At 66.6% G+C, this 17,985-nt stretch carries 16 protein-coding genes; all 16 read left to right on the top strand.

What is annotated here, in order from left to right:
• Positions 1-46 precede the first annotated feature (46 nt).
• The 16 genes from BWQ92_RS21075 to BWQ92_RS21000 all read left to right on the top strand — a co-directional run bounded on the left by BWQ92_RS21075 (position 47) and on the right by BWQ92_RS21000 (position 17,985).
• The gene (locus BWQ92_RS21075) at positions 47-775 is read left to right on the top strand and encodes an HAD family hydrolase (RefSeq protein ID WP_172804320.1); all 729 of its coding nucleotides are present in this window, start codon (positions 47-49) and stop codon (positions 773-775) included.
• Between the two features lie 12 nt (positions 776-787).
• Positions 788-1,969 carry a site-2 protease family protein gene (locus BWQ92_RS21070; protein WP_076802941.1) on the top strand — a complete coding sequence of 394 codons (1,182 nt, stop codon included), beginning with the start codon at positions 788-790 and terminating at the stop codon, positions 1,967-1,969.
• Between the two features lie 129 nt (positions 1,970-2,098).
• A complete protein-coding gene (locus tag BWQ92_RS21065) occupies positions 2,099-3,166 on the top strand; it encodes a tRNA (adenine-N1)-methyltransferase (RefSeq protein WP_076803878.1) in 1,068 nt (355 codons plus the stop codon).
• An 82-nt stretch (positions 3,167-3,248) separates the two neighbouring features.
• Entirely contained in the window at positions 3,249-4,988 is a 1,740-nt protein-coding gene (arc, locus tag BWQ92_RS21060) for a proteasome ATPase (RefSeq protein WP_076802939.1), read from the top strand.
• A gap of 50 nt (positions 4,989-5,038) precedes the next feature.
• Positions 5,039-6,658, top strand: a complete 1,620-nt coding sequence (dop, locus tag BWQ92_RS21055) for a depupylase/deamidase Dop (RefSeq protein WP_157365326.1) — start codon at positions 5,039-5,041, stop codon at positions 6,656-6,658.
• A gap of 84 nt (positions 6,659-6,742) precedes the next feature.
• On the top strand, positions 6,743-6,943 hold the full coding sequence (locus tag BWQ92_RS21050; protein WP_076802936.1) for a ubiquitin-like protein Pup: 201 nt from the start codon (positions 6,743-6,745) through the stop codon (positions 6,941-6,943).
• An 84-nt stretch (positions 6,944-7,027) separates the two neighbouring features.
• Positions 7,028-7,849: a proteasome subunit beta gene (gene prcB, locus BWQ92_RS21045; RefSeq protein WP_076802934.1), complete on the top strand. Its 822-nt coding sequence runs from the start codon at positions 7,028-7,030 to the stop codon at positions 7,847-7,849.
• Position 7,850: 1 nt separating this feature from the next.
• Positions 7,851-8,558, top strand: coding sequence for a proteasome subunit alpha (prcA, locus tag BWQ92_RS21040; protein WP_076802932.1), 708 nt, complete (start codon positions 7,851-7,853; stop codon positions 8,556-8,558).
• 1 nt (position 8,559) lies between these two features.
• Entirely contained in the window at positions 8,560-9,924 is a 1,365-nt protein-coding gene (gene pafA, locus BWQ92_RS21035; RefSeq protein WP_076802930.1) for a Pup--protein ligase, read from the top strand.
• Between the two features lie 113 nt (positions 9,925-10,037).
• Complete coding sequence (locus BWQ92_RS21030; protein WP_076802928.1) at positions 10,038-10,967, top strand: FKBP-type peptidyl-prolyl cis-trans isomerase; 930 nt, start codon at positions 10,038-10,040, stop codon at positions 10,965-10,967.
• A 50-nt stretch (positions 10,968-11,017) separates the two neighbouring features.
• The gene (locus BWQ92_RS21025) at positions 11,018-11,413 is read left to right on the top strand and encodes an FKBP-type peptidyl-prolyl cis-trans isomerase (protein ID WP_076802927.1); all 396 of its coding nucleotides are present in this window, start codon (positions 11,018-11,020) and stop codon (positions 11,411-11,413) included.
• Positions 11,414-11,547: 134 nt separating this feature from the next.
• Positions 11,548-13,539: a helix-turn-helix transcriptional regulator gene (locus tag BWQ92_RS21020; RefSeq protein WP_076802925.1), complete on the top strand. Its 1,992-nt coding sequence runs from the start codon at positions 11,548-11,550 to the stop codon at positions 13,537-13,539.
• 10 nt (positions 13,540-13,549) lie between these two features.
• The gene (locus BWQ92_RS21015) at positions 13,550-13,918 is read left to right on the top strand and encodes a hypothetical protein (protein WP_076802923.1); all 369 of its coding nucleotides are present in this window, start codon (positions 13,550-13,552) and stop codon (positions 13,916-13,918) included.
• 35 nt (positions 13,919-13,953) lie between these two features.
• A complete protein-coding gene (gene tatA / locus BWQ92_RS21010; RefSeq protein WP_076802921.1) occupies positions 13,954-14,223 on the top strand; it encodes a Sec-independent protein translocase subunit TatA in 270 nt (89 codons plus the stop codon).
• Between the two features lie 48 nt (positions 14,224-14,271).
• Positions 14,272-15,066, top strand: coding sequence for a twin-arginine translocase subunit TatC (gene tatC / locus BWQ92_RS21005; protein ID WP_172411865.1), 795 nt, complete (start codon positions 14,272-14,274; stop codon positions 15,064-15,066).
• Positions 15,067-15,090: 24 nt separating this feature from the next.
• Positions 15,091-17,985: a DEAD/DEAH box helicase gene (locus BWQ92_RS21000; RefSeq protein WP_076802917.1), complete on the top strand. Its 2,895-nt coding sequence runs from the start codon at positions 15,091-15,093 to the stop codon at positions 17,983-17,985.

The raw sequence follows: 17,985 nt of genomic DNA, 5'->3' as shown, positions 1-17,985 counted from the left end.
GGACGTGCGGAAGGGCACCGCCGGGCGGCCCGGTAGAGTGGAAAGCATGGAATCTGCCGCCGCTCAGCCCTTGCTCAAAGCCGTTTTATGGGACATGGACGGCACCATCGTCGACACGGAACCGTACTGGATCGAAGCCGAACACAAGCTTGTCGAGGCCTACGGCGGGACGTGGTCGCACGAACAGGCCATGCAGCTCGTGGGGCAGTCACTTGTCCATTCCGCCGGAATCCTCCAGCGCGCGGGCGTGCGCCTGGAGATCCGCGAAATCATCGATACCCTCACTGCCCAGGTCATCAGCCGCGTCCGGGAGAACGTGCCGTGGCGTCCGGGCGCCCGGGAACTGCTGGACGAACTTTTCAGCGCGGGCGTCCGTTGTGCCCTTGTGACCATGTCAGAGGCACCACTGGCCCGCGAGATTGTGGCGAGCCTTCCCCGTCCCTACTTTGAGTTCATCGTTACCGGCGACACCGTAACCAAGGGCAAGCCGCACCCGGAGGCGTACCTCAAGGCCATGGAACTGCTGAAACAGCAGGAACCCGGGCTCACCGCCGACCACTGCGTGGCGCTGGAGGACTCGGCACCGGGCGTTGCCGCGGCCGTGGCATCGGGCGCGGTGACCGTGGCCGTTCCGCACCTCGTGCCGCTGCCGGACGATCCGCGCAGGGCCATCTGGGATTCCCTCGCGGAGCGCACGGTCGCCGAACTGGAGGACCTGGTCAGGCTCCGCCTCGGGGCGGGCGAACCGGCGGCAACTTTCGAGAACATCAACTAAGGAGCCCGGAACGTGTCTGATCCCGCGGGATCCGGTCAGCAGACCTCAGACAGGCAGCCGCCGAACCGGCAGTCACAGAACAACCGCCGGGAGGGTATCCCGCTCGGCCGGATCGCAGGCATTCCCATTGTCCTGGCCTACTCCTGGTTCATCATCGCCGCCTTCACGGTGATTGTTTACGGGCCGGTCCTGCAGCACGGCACCCCGTCCCTGGGCATCGGCGCGTACTACGTGGCCTTCGCCTACGCACTGCTGCTCCTGCTGTCGGTGCTTGTCCATGAGCTCGCGCACGCCCTGACGGCCAAAATCTACGGCTGGCCCAGCGAGAAAATCGTGCTGAACCTGTGGGGCGGCCACACCCAGTTTGAAAGTTTCACCGCCACCCCCGGACGGTCGGTGCTGGTGGCCATGGCCGGCCCCGCCGCCAACTTTGTGCTCGCCGGGGCAGCCTGGCTGGTGATCTCCGCGGGCGGACTGTCCGGCGTGGCCGACACCCTCCTGAACATCTTCTTCTGGGCGAACCTCGTGATCGGCATCTTCAACGTACTGCCGGGCCTGCCGCTGGACGGCGGCCGCCTGGTGGAATCCGCAGTCTGGAAGGCCACCGGCAGCCATGCCAAAGGCACCATCGCTGCGGGCTGGGGCGGGCGCATCATCGTCATCGCCCTTGGCCTGTGGTTCGTCGCCCGCCCGTTGCTCAGCGGAAACGTCCCGGACACCAGCATGCTGCTCATCACCATCCTGGTCGGCGGGTTCCTGTGGATGGGCGCCTCGGCGTCGATCCAGCAGGGCCGCCTGCGCGGCCGCCTGCATCTGGTGAGTGCCGCAGCGCTGGCTGAACCCGCCGTGGGCCTTTCCGAAATGGGCAGCGTCAGCGACATCCTTCAGGCAGCCGGAGGGCGGACCGCCGTCGTGCTCTGCGCTCCGGACGGCAGGCCCAGCAGCGTGGTGGACCCGGCCGCCCTGGCCACCGTGCCTGCCGGCGTCGCCGGATCCACCCCAGCCCGGGCCGTGGCGTATCCGCTCGGTGCCGGCGCCTACGTGCCGGAATGGTCCAAGGGCCAGGAGCTGCTGCAGTACCTGGCGCAGCTCGAAGGACACGACTACGCGGTGATTGACCACAACGGCAGGGTCACCGGCCTGCTCCGGCAGTCCACCGTGGTGACGGCCATAACAGGCAAGGCGCCCCGCTAAACACGCGCCGGCCGGGCCGGAACCGGTAGAGTTACGTGCCGGTCATGAAATCGGCAGCCGGTGCTCCGCGCCCTGCCGGACCGCCAGGGTGCACCCGAAAACAGCTTTCACAGGAGCGAGGACACAGTCATGAGCAGCGAATCTGCCGCCAACGCAACCAGCACGGGCCTTTCCTCCGGCACTGCCGCCGGAACTGCGGACCAGCCGGTCGGCGCTGCCCGGCGGCGCGGTCCCTTCCGCGAAGGCGAGCGGGTTCAGCTGACGGACGAGCGCGGGCGCATGAACACCATCAGCCTCGAGGCGGGCGGGGCCTTCCACACCCACCGCGGATTCCTCAACCATGACGACATCATCGGCAAGGTGGACGGGTCCGTTGTGGTCAACAACGTGGGGCAGCAGTACCAGACCCTCCGCCCGCTGCTGTCCGACTTCGTTCTGTCCATGCCCCGCGGCGCGGCCGTCGTCTACCCGAAGGATGCCGCCCAGATCGTCACGATGGCCGACATCTTCCCCGGCGCCAGGGTGGTCGAGGCCGGCGTCGGATCAGGTGCGCTCTCCATTTCGCTGCTGCGCGCGGTGGGGGACCAGGGCTACCTGCACTCGTTCGAGCGCCGCGAGGAATTCGCAGCCATTGCCCGCGGCAACGTGGAAACCATCTTCGGGGGACCGCACCCGGCCTGGCAGATCTCGCTCGGCGACTTCCAGGACGAAGTGGTCCGCACCGAAGAGCCCGGATCCATCGACCGCGTGGTCCTCGACATGCTCGCACCGTGGGAATGCCTCGACGCCGTGGCCACGGTCCTGGCCCCCGGCGGCGTGTGGATCAACTACGTCGCCACCGTCACCCAACTCTCACGCACAGCGGAGGCCATCCGCGCCGACGGCCGCTTCACGGAACCGGACGCCTGGGAATCCCTGGTCCGCGGCTGGCATCTCGAAGGCCTCGCAGTGCGCCCGGACCACCGCATGGTTGCACACACCGGCTTCCTGCTGGTCACCCGGCGGCTCGCCGACGGCGTCACCGGCATCTCGGTTAAGCGGCGCCCGTCCAAGACCGATTTCAACGAAGAGGACGTCAACGCCTGGACACCGGGCGCGGTGGGCGAACGCCAGGTCTCGGACAAGAAGCTCCGCCGGGCCGCACGGGACGCCATTGCCGGCACCAATGTGAAAGACGACCCGGAGATCACAAACTAGTCCGTATTTCGGATGTCGTCAGCTTTCCGCGCCGACTAGGAGCTATCGTCTTAATAGAAGCGCAGGAAGGGGCTGATCCATCATGGAGAACAATGACTCCGTACCTACGCCGGCTGAACAGGCGGGCGCCAACGAACTGTCTGTCGCTGACCGGCAGGTCAATATCCTTCGGGACAAGCTGAGGCACATCGACCGCCAACTGGCAGCCGCCACGCAGAACAACACGAAGCTCGTGGCGATGCTGGAAACTGCCAAGGCCGAGATCCTCCGGCTGAAGAACGCCCTGGACCAGGAAGGGCAGCCGCCGTACAGCTTCGGCACCATCCTCCAGCTGAACCCCCGGCGGCAGCCTTCGGGCAGCGGCCAGGCGGCCACCGAGGAATCGGTGGACATCTTCAACGCCGGGCGCAAGATGCGGGTCGGCATCAGCCCCCTTGTCAACATCAACCAGCTGGCCGTCGGCCAGGAGGTCCTCCTCAATGAGGCGCTCCTGGTGGTGGCGGGTCTCGGGTACGAGCGCGCGGGCGAGCTCGTCACGCTCAAGGAACTGCTCGGCCCGGACCGCGCACTGGTGCTCGGCCGCGCCGACGAGGAACGCGTGATCCGGCTCGCCGGGCCGCTGCTGACTGAGAAGCTCCGGGTGGGCGACGCCCTGTCCATCGATTCCCGCACCGGGTATGCCCTCGAAAAGGTCCCGCGGTCCGAGGTGGAGAACCTCGTCCTGGAGGAAGTCCCGGACATCACGTATGAGGACATCGGCGGCCTCGGCCCGCAGATCGAACAGATCCGGGACGCCATCGAGCTGCCGTTCCTGCATCCGGACCTGTACCGCGAGCACGGGCTCAAGGCCCCCAAGGGCATCCTGCTGTACGGCCCTCCGGGCTGCGGCAAGACCCTCATCGCCAAGGCAGTGGCCAACTCCCTGGCCGCACGCGCCGCGGAGCGCTCGGGCAACATCGACCTGAAGAGCTACTTCCTCAACATCAAGGGCCCCGAGCTCCTCGACAAGTACGTCGGCGAAACCGAACGGCATATCCGGCTGATCTTTTCCCGGGCACGCGAAAAGGCCTCGGACGGCAGCCCCGTAGTGGTCTTCTTCGACGAGATGGATTCGCTCTTCCGCACCCGCGGCACGGGCATCTCCTCCGACGTCGAAACCACGATTGTGCCGCAGCTGCTGAGTGAGATCGACGGCGTGGAGCGGCTGGACAACGTGATTGTCATCGGCGCCTCCAACCGCGAGGACATGATCGACCCCGCCATCCTGCGTCCGGGCCGCCTGGACGTGAAGGTCAAGATCCACCGTCCCGACGCCGAGGCCGCGGCGGACATCTTCAAGAAGTACATCACCCCGGACCTGCCGTTCCACGAGGACGACCTGGTGGAGCACGACGGCGATGTGCAGGAGACGATGGACGCCATGATCCAGCGGACGGTGGAAGCCATGTACTCCACCGAGAAGTCCAACGAGTACCTCGAAGTCACCTACGCCAACGGCGACACCGAGATGCTGTACTTCAAGGACTTCAACTCCGGGGCCGTCGTCCAGAACGTCGTGGACCGGGCCAAGAAGTACGCCATCAAGGACCTCCTGACCACACAGCAGAAGGGCCTGCGCATCGACCACCTGCTGCGCGCCGTCGTCGATGAGTTCCGCGAGCATGAGGACATGCCCAACACCACCAACCCGGATGACTGGGCACGGATCTCCGGCAAGAAGGGTGAGCGCATCACGTACATCCGCACGATCGTCCAGGGCAAGGCCGGCCAGGAGCCCGGCAAATCCATCGAGACCATGCCCAGCACGGGCCAGTACCTGTGACGGCCGCCTCCGAGTCAGCGCTGGGAGGGGGCCTGCCGGCCGGCGGCGCCATGCGGGTCATGGGGTCGGAAACCGAATACGGGATTCACGCGCCGGCCGCCCCGGGCGCCAATGCCACGATGATGTCCGCCCGGGTGGTCCAGGCCTACGCCCAGGTCACCCGGCTCCGGGCTGCCGGCGGCGCCGAAACCCGCTGGGACTACACGGACGAGGAGCCGCTGCATGACGCCCGCGGCTGGACACTGGAACGCGGCCAGGCCCACCCGAGCCAGCTGACGGACCAGCCGCCGGTGCTGGACGCCGAGGCCGTGGCCCTTGCCTACGGCCGCGACGAGCTCGAGCTGGACGGCGAGGACGAATCCGGCTCGCTGCTGATGAACATGGTCCTCGGCAACGGGGCGCGGCTCTACGTGGACCACGCCCACCCGGAGTACTCCAGCCCGGAGGTCACCAACCCGTCGGCGGCCGTGGCCTGGGACGCGGCCGGGGACCTCGTGGGCCTGGCCGCCGTACGCAGGCTGGCCGGCGACACTGAACTGCCCGCCGTCAACCTCTACAAGAACAACACCGACAACAAGTCAGTGTCCTACGGGTCGCATGAAAACTACCTCATGCCGCGGTCCGTGCCGTTCGGCGACATTGTCCGCGGGCTGACGCCGTTCTTCGTGTCGCGGCAGATCATCTGCGGCTCCGGGCGCGTGGGCCTTGGGCAGGACAGTTCCCGGCCCGGCTACCAGATCAGCCAGCGGGCAGACTTCTTCGAGGCGGAGGTGGGGCTGGAAACCACCATCCGGCGCCCCATCATCAACACCCGTGACGAGCCGCATGCAACAGCGGACAAGTACCGGCGGCTGCACGTCATCATCGGCGATGCCAACCTGAGCCAGGTGTCCAACTACCTGAAATTCGGGACCACCGCCATGGTGCTGAGCCTGATCGAGGCGGGTCTGGCGCCGCGGATCGAGGTCCACGAGCCTGTTTCCGCACTGCAGGCCATCAGCCACGACACCACGCTCACCACCAAGGTCAGGCTCCTGGACGGCCGCCGGGTGACGGCCCTGGACCTGCAGTGGATGTACCACGAGGCCGCAGCCAAGCTCGCCCAGGACACCGGGGTGGGGGACGCGGTCGACGGCGACGGCCACACGCACGACGTGCTGGAGCGGTGGGCCTCCACCCTGACCCAGCTCGACAGTGACCGGGCCGCCGCCGCAACGTCCGTGGAGTGGCTGGCCAAGCTGTCCATCCTGGAGGGCTACCGCCAGCGCGACGGGCTCCAGTGGGATGACGCCCGGCTGGGCCTGGTGGATCTGCAGTGGGCCGACGTCCGGCCCGAAAAGGGCCTCTACTACCGTCTGCTCTCCCGGAACCGGATGCAGCGGATCGTGGACGACGCCGACATCGCCGCGGCGGTGACGGAACCGCCGTCGGACACGCGGGCCTACTTCCGCGGACGCTGCGTCAGCAGCTTCAGCAAGGACGTGGTGGGGGCCAGCTGGGACTCGGTGATTTTCGACGTGCCCGGCTACGGACGGCTGCAGCGCGTCCCCACCCGGGAGCCGCTGCGCGGCACCCAGGCGCTCACCGGAGGGCTGTTTGCCAGGCACCGCGAGGCAGGTCCGTTCCTTGCGGAACTCCTCGGATCGGCGCCCGCTCCGCCACCGGCATAAAGCACACCGCAAAGCCCTTTTGCGTGGCAATATGGGCATACAGGATGTCCCTTCGGAACGGGGGACTGGAAGAAGGAGAAGGACATGGCAGGCCAGGAGCAGCAGCAGCCGCAGCCACGCGACACCGAGGTCGAGGAAGAGGTCCCCGTACCGCCGGCGCCCGCGGAAGGACAGGCATCCGCGTCCACTCAGGGTGTTGACGACCTCCTCGACGAGATCGACGGCGTCCTGGAGTCCAACGCGGAGGAATTCGTCCGGGCATTCGTGCAAAAGGGCGGCCAGTAGACCGGCAGGGACACCACCCGCACCGGGCACGGGATCCAGAGGTACCGGACAGCCGCCGAATCATCACGTTGAAGGAGTGCACCAGTGCAGGAGACAACAGCCAACAAGGTAGCCGCCCACGCGACATCGTCGTTCACTGAACATCTCCAACGCGACCGTCCGGACCTGCTTCCCCAATACGCACCACTCGCTACGGGCACGGCCACCGGCCAGCCGCCTGCCGTGCCCCACGCCACCACCATTGTTGCCATGACCTACGCCGGCGGCATCGTCATGGCGGGCGACCGCCGGGCCACCATGGGCAACATCATCGCCAGCCGGCATATCGAAAAAGTTTTTCCCGCGGACCAGCACTCTGTAGTCGGCATAGCCGGCACGGCAGGCATCGCGATCGACCTGACGCGCCTGTTCCAGGTGGAACTGGAGCACTACGAAAAGATCGAGGGAACATCCCTGAGCCTGGAGGGCAAGGCGAACCGGCTGGGAGCGATGATCCGCGGCAACCTGCCCATGGCGCTGCAGGGCCTCGCCGTCGTCCCGCTGTTCGCCGGCTTTGACACTGCGGCCGGGGTAGGGCGCCTCTTCTCCTACGATGTGACCGGTGGCCGCTACGAGGAACAGGAACACCACGCCGTGGGCTCCGGATCGATGTTCGCCCGCGGCGCGCTGAAGAAGCTTTGGCGGCCCAACCTGCCCGAGGACGACGCGATCACCGTAGCCGTGGAGTCGCTTTACGACGCAGCCGACGACGACTCCGCCACCGGCGGACCCGACCCCGTGCGGCAACTATGGCCAGTGGTGTACACCGTAAACCGGGCCGGGGCCCGACGGGTCTCCGAGCGCGAACTCGCCGCCACCGCCGGAAACATCATCGAGTCCAGGGCTGCCGCCCGGCGGGAGGCCTGATATGACTCAGCAGTTTTATGTCTCCCCCGAACAGCTAATGAAGGACCGTGCGGATTTCGCACGGAAAGGCATCGCACGCGGGCGGTCCGTGATCGTGATCAGCTGCGAGGACGGGATTGCGCTGGTCGCCGAGAACCCGTCACCCTCGCTTCACAAGATCGGCGAAATCTACGACAAAATCGCCTTCGCCGCCGTCGGGAAGTACAACGAGTTTGAGAGCCTCCGCCAGGCCGGGGTTCGCTACGCCGACGTCCGCGGCTATTCCTACGACCGCGAGGACGTCACGGCCCGGGGTCTGGCCAGTGTCTACGCGCAGAGCCTGGGTGCCGTCTTCACCGCCGAGCAGAAACCGTTTGAGGTGGAGCTCGTCGTGGCGGAGGTGGGTGCCAGCCAGGACCTCGACCACCTGTACCGCCTCACCTTCGACGGCTCGATCGCGGACGAGCACAATTTCATTGTGATGGGCGGGCAGGCGGACAAAGTGTCCGGGACGATCGAGAACGGCTGGCAGCGCGACCTCTCGTTCGCGGCGGCGATCCGGCTCGCTGTCCGGGGCCTGGCGACGGACAACGAGTCGCCGGATCCTCCGGCCAGGGCCTTGGAAGTGGCGCTGCTGGACCGCAGTTCGGAAAGCAACAGGGGGACGCGGAGGGCTTTCCGCAGGTTGTCCAACCAGGACGTTGTGGAACTGCTGGCTGAGGAGAGCTGACATGGACAAGAGGATCTTCGGCATTGAAACCGAGTTCGGGATTTCCTATTCGAGCCCGGACTCCCGGCCCCTCGCACCGGAGGAGGTGGCCCGCTACCTGTTCCGCAAGGTGGTCAGCTGGGGCCGGTCCTCCAACGTGTTCCTCACCAACGGATCCCGCCTGTACCTCGACGTGGGCTCGCACCCGGAGTACGCCACCGCCGAATGCGACGACCTCGCCCAGCTGATCGCGCACGACCGGGCGGGGGAGCTCATCCTGGACGACCTCGTGGATGAGGCCCAGTCCAGGCTCGCGGCCGAGGGCTTCAACGGAACCGTCTACCTGTTCAAGAACAACACCGACTCCGCCGGCAACTCGTACGGCAGCCACGAGAACTACCTCATTCCGCGCCGCGGAGAGTTCACCCGGCTGGCCGAAATCCTGATCCCGTTCCTCGTCACCCGGCAGCTCATCGCCGGTGCGGGCAAGATCCTGAAGACACCGCACGGGGCCACGTACGCATTCTCGCAGCGCGCCGACCACATCTGGGAGGGCGTGTCCTCGGCCACCACCCGTTCCCGGCCGATCATCAACACCCGTGACGAGCCGCATGCCGACGCCGAGTTCTACCGCCGCCTGCACGTGATCGTCGGGGACTCGAACATGTCAGAGACCACCGCGCTGCTCAAGGTAGGCACCGTGGACCTCATTCTGAGGATGATCGAAGCCGGGGTGATCATGCGGGACATGCGGATGGAAAACCCCATCCGCAGCATCCGGGAAATTTCCCACGACCTGAGCGGCCGCGCCCTCGTCCGGCTCGCGAACGGCCGCCAGCTCACCGCTCTGGAGATCCAGCAGGAGTACCTGAGCAAGGTCACCGCATTCGTCGAGGAAAACGGCGCCCACAACCAGCACGTCCCGCTGATCCTGGACCTCTGGGGGCGGACGCTGCGCGCCATCGAAAGCGGCGACTCCAGCACCATCGACACCGAAATCGACTGGGCGATCAAGAAAAAGCTGATGGACAGCTACCGCAGGCGCCATGGGCTGGGGCTGGACGCACCGCGGATCGCGCAGCTGGACCTCACGTACCACGACATCTCGCGGGCGCGCGGCCTGTACTACCTGCTCCAGTCCCGCGGCGCCGTCCGCCGGGTGACCGAGGAGACGGCCATCAAGGACGCCGTGGACGCCCCGCCGCAGACCACGCGGGCCAAGCTGCGCGGCGACTTTGTCCGCAAGGCACAGGAACTGGGCCGGGACTACACCGTGGACTGGGTCCATCTGAAGCTCAACGACCGCGCGCACCAGACCATCCTGTGCAAGGATCCGTTCCGCAACGTGGACGAGCGGGTTGATGCCCTTCTGGACTCTATGGGCTGATACCCAGCTTTCCGCGTTACTCTGGAAGAGGCCGTTCTGCGGCCCTGACTGCCCTGCCGCCTGCAGCACCCCCACAGGCAGGGCATCCATCTTGCCCCGACGAAAGTTTTTACGTGCGCCGACTACTAGCAATCCTTCTTCCCGCGCTGCTTCTGCTGACCGCCTGCGGTGGCCAGGAGCCCGCAGCCCCGGAGCCGACCAGCCAGTCCGCGGGCGAGACCTCCAAGTTCGACTCGCTCAAGCTGACGGACAAAGGGGACAAGAAAGCCCCGGGCGTGGAATTCACCAAGCCGCTCGAGGTCAGCGAGGCCACCGTCAAGGTTGTCACCGAAGGCAGCGGGGACCGCGTGAAGGCCAACCAGGTGGCTGAAATCTCCGTCCTTGCCCTCAACGCCAAGGACGGCTCCACCCTGGACGACAGCTTCCCCCGCGACCCCGAGCCCATTGAACTGAACGAGGAACTCAAGACCGGCAGCGCCATCGTCTACAACGCGTTCGTTGGCGCCAAGGTGGGCTCCCAGCTCGCCCTCGCCATCCCGGGCAAGGCAGCGGCGGAGGGCCAGGCTGCGCAGCCGACCCAGCTCCTGATCATCAAGGTGATCTCGGCCAAGGACGCACCGAAGGTCCTGGAGAAGCCGGAAGGCGATGCGGTTACTCCGCCCGCCGGCCTGCCGACCGTGACCGAGAAGGACGGCAAGCCCGAAATCTCCGTCAAGGGCGTCGCCGCCCCGAAGAAGCTCATCGCCCAGGACCTGATCAAGGGCAAGGGCGCCGTCGTCAAGGCCACTGACACCCTGACCGTCAACTACGTCGGCGTGGCCCTGGCCAGTGGCAAGAAGTTCGACTCGAGCTTTGACCGCGGCGAGCCGACGTCGTTCGGCCTGAACCAGGTCATCAAGGGCTGGACCCAGGGCCTGGCCGGCAAGACCGTCGGCTCCCGAGTCCTGCTGGTCATCCCCAAGGACCTCGCCTACGGCGACGCCGGCCAGGGTGACGCCAAGGGCGACCTCGTCTTCGTCGTCGACATCCTTGGTGTTAAGTAAGCAAGCAAAGACCCAAGTCCGTACAAGCAGCCCAAACAGAAGGAGCAACCATGTCATTCGGACAGCGCAAGCTCGACCGTGAAAAGCCGGAAATCGAGTTCCCCGAGGGCCCGGTGCCCACGGAACTCGTCATCACCGACCTCATTGAGGGCGACGGACCGGAGGCCAAGGCCGGCGACACCGTCTCCACGCACTACGTCGGCGTGGCCTGGTCCACGGGCGAAGAGTTCGACGCGTCCTGGGGCCGCGGCGCTCCGCTGGACTTCCGCGTCGGCGTCGGCCAGGTCATCCAGGGCTGGGACCAGGGCCTGCTCGGCATGAAGGTCGGCGGACGCCGCCGCCTTGAGATTCCCTCGGAGCTGGCCTACGGCTCACGCGGTGCCGGCGGAGCCATCGGCCCGAACGAGGCACTGATCTTCGTCGTGGACCTGGTGGCCGTCCGCTAACCCCCACGGTCGCGGGCTCACCCGCCGGCTCCCAACCGCCGTATAGCGCAAGCGCGGTAACAATCGGAAGGATTTTCCGGATTGTTGCCGCGCTTTCGCGTTTTTGCCGGAACGGTTTTAGTAACGTAACGAGGGTGTCCGCGCAACGTACTGAACGCCTGCTGAACCTCCTGATCGCCCTGCTCAACTCGCGGTACGGGCTGCGGCGCAGCGAGCTGCGGGAGAAGATCTACGCCGGCGGCGCGGCCAGCGACGCCGCCTTTGGCCGCATGTTTGAACGCGACAAGAACGATCTCCGCGACTTCGGCTTCGACGTCGAGACCGTCACCGACCTGGGCTGGAGTTCAGACGATCCCGGCACCACCCGGTACCGGATCGGCAAGGAATCCAACCGCCTTCCGGATGTGGAACTCACCCCGGACGAGTGGACGGTCCTGCTGCTGGCCTCCCAGCTCTGGGAACAGGCGGCACTGGGAACAGCGGCGAGCAACGCGCTCCGCAAGCTGCAGGCGGCAGGCGGGCTGGCCGACGTCGAACTTCCGGCTGGCGTGCAGCCCCGCATCAAGCCCGCCGGCCAAGCGTTCGAGGACCTCGTGGCCGCCATGCACGCCCAGCACGCCGTCCGCTTCCTCTACCTCGCCGGCAGCACGGGCAAGGAAGAGGAACGCATCGTTGAACCCTGGGGCCTGGGCAGCCGCTTCGGCCAGTGGTACCTCGTGGGCTTTGACCGGGGCCGCGGCGCCAAGCGCTTTTTCCGGTTGTCCCGCTTCACGTCAGCGGTAACGATTCTTGACCGGGAGGCCTTCACGCCGCCCGCCGGCTTCAACGTCCGTGCGGAACTGAACAGCCTTCCGGAGCTTCCGCTCAGCACTGCCGTGGTTGACATCCGGCGCGGCAAGCTGCTGGGGCTGCGCAAGCGTGCCGCCGCTGGATCTCCGTCCGGGAACACGGACAGGGAGTCCGACGCCGGCCGGGACCGGCTGACGGTTCCCTACCGTGACGCTGAGGTGCTCGGGGAGGAACTGGCCTCCTACGGCCCTAACGTGAAGGTTGTGGCCCCCGCGGAGCTGTCAGCTGCGGTGCAGCGCCGTCTGGAGAATGCCGCCGCGTTCCTTGCCGCGCCGGCGCCGCAGTACTCCTTCGCCCATGCCGGGGCCGGAAAGCGGACCCGCAAACGCACCTCGGAGGACCAGCTCAAGCGGATGCTGCAGCTGGTCCCGTTCCTGGTCCGCAACCAGGGGCTGCCCATCGAGGAGGTCGCCGAACGGTTCGGGGTGACCCGCCAGGAACTGGAGGGCGACCTGCTGATCCTGATCTGTTCCGGCCTGCCGCAGGGATACCCGGACGAGCTGCTGGACATCCAGTGGGAGGAAGGCCACGTTTTCATCAGCCAGTCCATGGAGCTGAACCGGCCCGTCCGCTTCACTGTGGACGAGGCCTGCGCGCTGCTCACGGGCCTGGAGACCCTGAACGGTCTGCCGGAACTGGCCGAGGGAAGTGCCCTTGAATCGGTGACGCTCAAGCTGATGGCGGCCGCAGGGGAGGAGGGGCTCCGCGCCGCTGCCCTGTCCGGGCCGGAAGTGGGGCCCGGCAACTCAGCCAACCTGGAGGTCATCAGGGACGCGATTGAGTCAGGCTCGCAGCTGCACCTCGTTTACCTTTCCGCGCAGAAGGACACCCTGTCGGAACGGGACGTGGATCCGCTCCGGCTCTATTCCCTGGACAACACCTGGTACTTCGAGGCCTACTGCCACTCGGCGACCGGGCTGCGGAATTTCCGGCTGGACCGGATCGAGGATCTCGCCCCGAACGGGAAGTCCGTCTCGTCCGGGATAAAGCCCGACGGCGGGTTCCCGGCAAAGCTGTTCACCCCCAACGACGACGACACCCTGGTCACCGTCCAGCTCACCGCCCGCGCCACCGGGCTCGCGGACGACTACTATGCCGAGCGGACAGCGCCGCTTCCGGACGGCGGCCTGGTGGCCGAGATCCGGTTCGGCAACACCTCCTGGCTGCCCATGTTCGTGGCCCAGCACGGCGGAACGGCACGGATCCTGGAACCCGGGGAACTCGCGCGGGCCTCCCGGGACTGGATTGACGCGGCCCTGGCCATTTACGCCAGCTAGACTACTCAGCATGCCTTGGTGGTCTTGGATCCTAATTTGGGTGGCACTTGTGTCGCTGTCGCTGCTGTTCTTCGTCCTCATGGGGATACGCCTGTTCCGGCAGTTCATGGCGACGGTCAAGGAGCTCGGTGAAGCGGGGGACAAGCTGACCCGTCTTCCGGTTCCCGCAGCGGTGCCCGGAGGCACGACCGATCCGGCTCCTGATCCGGACTCCGCGTGGCTTGCGCCGGGTCTGGCTGCTTTCGCCTCGCCGCACCAGGTGCGCCATGATTACCACGCATCCAAAGAGGCCCGCAGGGAAGCCCGCCGCCAGCGCAGGGTCCGCCGGAAGGCCGAACGGGGCCAGCCCCAGTCGCTGCGCGACATCGAATTCAGATAAACGTAGGATGTATCTAAACGAAAGGAACACCCACCATGAGGCTTGAAGGCTGGCATCTCATCATCATCATCGTCCTGGCTTTGGTGCTCTTCGCTGCACCGAAGCTTCCCGGCATGGCCCGGAGCCTCGGCCAGTCGATGCGTATTTTCAAGTCGGAAGTCCGCGAAATGAAGAAGGACGGCACCCCGGAAGCCAAGGACAGCTCGGATCCCGTTGAGGGCACCGTCGTCAACCACCCGCGTTCCTCCGCTACGGATAACCGTCCTGCAGACGGAAACGACGTTCCGCCCCCCAACCGCGCCTAAGAGTACGTGGCACTAACCATGAGTCGTCGCTCCAATCCTGAGGGACGGATGGCTCTGCTTGACCATCTGCGCGAACTCAGGAACAGGCTGTTCAAGTCCGCCATTGCCGTAGTGCTCGCCACCGTTGCGGGTTTCATGGTCTACCAGCCCATGCTCGCGGCCCTGATCAAACCGATCCGGGACCTCAACGAAAGCCAAGGGCGTCAGGCGTCCCTCAACTTCGACGGCGTGGCGAGCTCCTTCGACCTCATGATCCAGGTGTCCGTGTTCCTGGGCGTCATCCTGGCCAGCCCGGTCTGGCTGTACCAGCTGTGGGCGTTCATCGTCCCCGGCCTGCACAAGAAGGAGCGCCGGCTGGCGCTGTCCTTTGTCGCGGCCGCCGTGCCGCTCTTTGTCGGCGGCGTCACGCTGGCGTGGCTGGTCCTGCCCAATGCTGTCCGGGTCCTCACCGACTTCACCCCCTCCGGCGGGTCCAACTTCATCAGCGCTCAGGTTTACCTGTCCTTCGTGCTGCGGCTGCTGCTGGCCTTCGGCATCGCCTTCCTTCTCCCGGTTGTCCTGGTCGGGCTGAACCTCGCCGGTCTGCTCCGCGGGGAACAGCTCATCAGGAGCTGGCGCATCACCGTGTTCCTCGTCTGCCTGTTCGCGGCCATGGCCGCTCCCGGCGGCGACGCGATGAGCATGTTCTACCTCGCCGGCCCCATGCTTCTGCTCTTCTTCGCGGCCATCGGCCTGTGTGTCCTGAACGACCGGCGGCGTGAGCGCCGGGCGGTGAAGCGGGCCGCTGAGACCGAGGCCACAGCCGATATCGCAACCCCGAGCAGTGAGCTGAAGAATCTCTAGTCGCCCCACCGCTAGGCTTGGAGAATGTCCACCACCACTCCGTCGCCCTCCGAACGGTACCGTGCCAGCGCCGAACGGGCCGCGGAAGCCAAGACCCATCTGGGTGCGTTTGCCCGCACGTTCAGCTTTGAACTCGATGACTTCCAGCGGCAGGCGTGCAAGTCGCTCCAGGAGGGCCGCGGCGTACTGGTCGCCGCGCCCACCGGCGCCGGCAAGACCATCGTGGGTGAGTTCGCCGTTTACCTGGCGCTCCAGCGCGGACTGAAAGCCTTCTACACCACGCCCATCAAGGCGCTCAGCAACCAGAAATTCACCGAGCTGACGGAGAAATACGGTGAGGCGAACGTCGGGCTGCTGACCGGCGACACCAGCATCAATGGCGACGCGCCCGTGGTGGTGATGACCACCGAGGTCCTGCGCAACATGCTGTACGCCGACTCCGACACCCTGTTCGATCTGGGCTTTGTGGTCATGGATGAGGTGCACTACCTGGCCGACCGCTTCCGCGGCGCAGTCTGGGAGGAAGTCATCATCCACCTGCCCAGCGAGGTGCAGGTCGCATCCCTGAGCGCCACAGTCTCCAACGCCGAGGAGTTCGGCGCCTGGCTGGACACCGTGCGCGGAGACACCGACGTCATCGTCTCCGAACACCGGCCTGTTCCCCTCTGGCAGCACGTCATGGTGGGCCGCGAGATCGTGGATCTGTTCGCGAGCGAGACCACCTTCGACGAAATCGCCCCTGCGGGCAGCCCCGACTCCGCCGCATCCCTGCCTTCGGCACCGTCTGCCGATGAGGCGGACAAGAGGGGTTTCGAGGTCAACCCGGAACTGCTGAGCCTCTCCAGGGCCGAAAGCCAGCTCAACTTCCAGGGCCGCTTCGGCCACGGCGGCCGCAGCCAGCGGCGGCAGCAGCGCCAGCGCTATGGCGACCGGCCCCAGCAGGAGACCCGGACCGCGGTGCGGCGGGCCACCCGGCCGCAGGTCATTGCCAGCCTGGACCGGCAGGACCTGCTGCCCGCGATCACCTTCATCTTTTCCCGGGCCGGCTGTGACGCCGCCGTGGGCCAGTGTGTGGCCTCCGGGCTGTGGCTCACCACGGAGCGCGAGCAGCGCATCATAGCCCAGCGCGTGGACGAAGCCGGGCAGGACATCCCGACCGACGACCTTGAGGTGCTCGGCTTCTGGAACTGGCGCGAGGGACTCCTGCGCGGCTTCGCGGCCCACCACGCCGGGATGCTTCCAACGTTTAAGGAAGTGGTCGAGAAGCTTTTTGCCGATGGCCTGGTGAAGGCGGTCTTCGCCACCGAGACGCTGGCCCTGGGGGTCAACATGCCGGCCCGTTCCGTGGTGCTGGAGAAGCTGGACAAGTTCAACGGCGAATCCCACGTGGACATCACGGCGGGGGAGTACACGCAGCTCACCGGCAGGGCGGGCCGGCGCGGCATCGACGTCGAAGGCCATGCCGTGGTCCTGTGGCAGCCGGGCACGGATCCGGCGGCGGTGGCCGGCCTTGCCTCCCGCCGGACGTATCCGCTCAATTCCAGCTTCCAGCCCACGTACAACATGAGCATCAACCTGCTCGCCCAGTTCGGCCGGCCGCGGGCCAGGGAAATCCTGGAATCCTCCTTCGCCCAGTTCCAGGCTGACCGCTCGGTGGTGGGGCTGGCCCGTCAGGTCCGCAGCCGCGAGGAATCCCTGGCCGGCTACGCCAAGTCCATGACCTGCCATCTCGGTGACTTCACCGAATACGCGCGGCTGCGGCGTGAACTGTCCGACGCCGAGAATTTCAGTTCGCGCAGCAAGTCCCGTGCGCGCAAATCACTCAACGAGGACTCCCTGAGCCGGCTCCTGCCGGGCGATGTTGTGGATGTCCCGGCAGGCAGGGCCCCCGGATTCGCCGTGGTCCTCAGTTCGGACCACAGTTCCCGCGAGCCGCGGCCCGCGGTGCTGACGCTGGAGAGCCAGCTGCGCCGGATCGGCGTCGACGACCTTGAGGGGCCCATCACGCCACTGACCCGGATCAGGATCCCCAAATCCTTCAACGCCAAGGTTCCCAAGTCGCGGCGTGACCTGGCCTCGTCCGTCCGGAATGCACTGCGGGAGAACCGGCCGCCGGCGAGGGGGAACAGCCGCAACACCGACTTCGGGCTGGGCTCTGCCCTCCAAAACCAGGAAAAGAAGATCGCCGATCTGCGCCGCGCCCTGCGCGCCCACCCGTGCCACGGCTGCAGCGAACGCGAAGACCACGCCCGGTGGTCCGAACGCTGGTGGAAGCTGCGCAAGGAAACCGACGGTCTGGTCCGCCAGATCCAAGGCCGCACCAACACCATCGCCAAAACATTCGACCGGGTCTGCGATGTCCTCTCCGCCTACGGTTACCTCGAAGCCGCCGAGGAAGGCCAGCACCGGATCAGCACCGACGGCCAGCGGCTGCGCCGGATCTACGGCGAAAAGGACCTGCTGATTTCACAGGCCCTGCGGCAGGGCGCCTTCGACGACCTCGACGCCGTGGAGGTGGCTGCGTTCGCCAGCGTGCTGGTGTACCAGGCAAAACGCGAGGACCGCGGCCTGCGGCCCCGCATGCCCAGCGTCTCGCTTGAGACGGCCGTGGACATCGTGGTGCGCGAGTGGTCTGCGCTGGAGGACGTGGAGGAGCAGAACAAGCTCCCGCTCACCGGAGAACCAGAGCTGGGGCTGATCTGGCCCATGTACAAGTGGGCGCGCGGCCGTCACCTCCAGGAGGTCCTCAACGGCACGGACCTGGCCGCCGGTGACTTCGTGCGCTGGACAAAGCAGGTTATCGACCTCCTCGACCAGCTGGCCAAAATTCCCGGCCTGGACCCCCGGCTGGCCCGGCTCTGCGCCGAGGCCATCAGGCTGATCAGGCGGGGCGTCGTCGCCTACTCCACCGTGGGCTGA

Source organism: Arthrobacter sp. QXT-31, from assembly GCF_001969265.1.
Classification (GTDB): Bacteria; Actinomycetota; Actinomycetes; order Actinomycetales; family Micrococcaceae; genus Arthrobacter.
Note: the sequence above shows the minus strand (reverse complement) of the source record. Positions and strands in the feature narration are given on the sequence as shown.

Coding starts and splice junctions, on each gene's coding strand:
- BWQ92_RS21015 (WP_076802923.1), top strand. CDS start 13,550: ATGCCTTGGTGGTCTTGGATCCTAATTTGGGTGGCACTTGTGTCGCTG.
- tatC (WP_172411865.1), top strand. CDS start 14,272: ATGGCTCTGCTTGACCATCTGCGCGAACTCAGGAACAGGCTGTTCAAG.
- tatA (WP_076802921.1), top strand. CDS start 13,954: ATGAGGCTTGAAGGCTGGCATCTCATCATCATCATCGTCCTGGCTTTG.
- prcA (WP_076802932.1), top strand. CDS start 7,851: ATGACTCAGCAGTTTTATGTCTCCCCCGAACAGCTAATGAAGGACCGT.
- BWQ92_RS21050 (WP_076802936.1), top strand. CDS start 6,743: ATGGCAGGCCAGGAGCAGCAGCAGCCGCAGCCACGCGACACCGAGGTC.
- BWQ92_RS21000 (WP_076802917.1), top strand. CDS start 15,091: ATGTCCACCACCACTCCGTCGCCCTCCGAACGGTACCGTGCCAGCGCC.
- BWQ92_RS21065 (WP_076803878.1), top strand. CDS start 2,099: ATGAGCAGCGAATCTGCCGCCAACGCAACCAGCACGGGCCTTTCCTCC.
- dop (WP_157365326.1), top strand. CDS start 5,039: ATGCGGGTCATGGGGTCGGAAACCGAATACGGGATTCACGCGCCGGCC.
- pafA (WP_076802930.1), top strand. CDS start 8,560: ATGGACAAGAGGATCTTCGGCATTGAAACCGAGTTCGGGATTTCCTAT.
- BWQ92_RS21025 (WP_076802927.1), top strand. CDS start 11,018: ATGTCATTCGGACAGCGCAAGCTCGACCGTGAAAAGCCGGAAATCGAG.
- BWQ92_RS21075 (WP_172804320.1), top strand. CDS start 47: ATGGAATCTGCCGCCGCTCAGCCCTTGCTCAAAGCCGTTTTATGGGAC.
- arc (WP_076802939.1), top strand. CDS start 3,249: ATGGAGAACAATGACTCCGTACCTACGCCGGCTGAACAGGCGGGCGCC.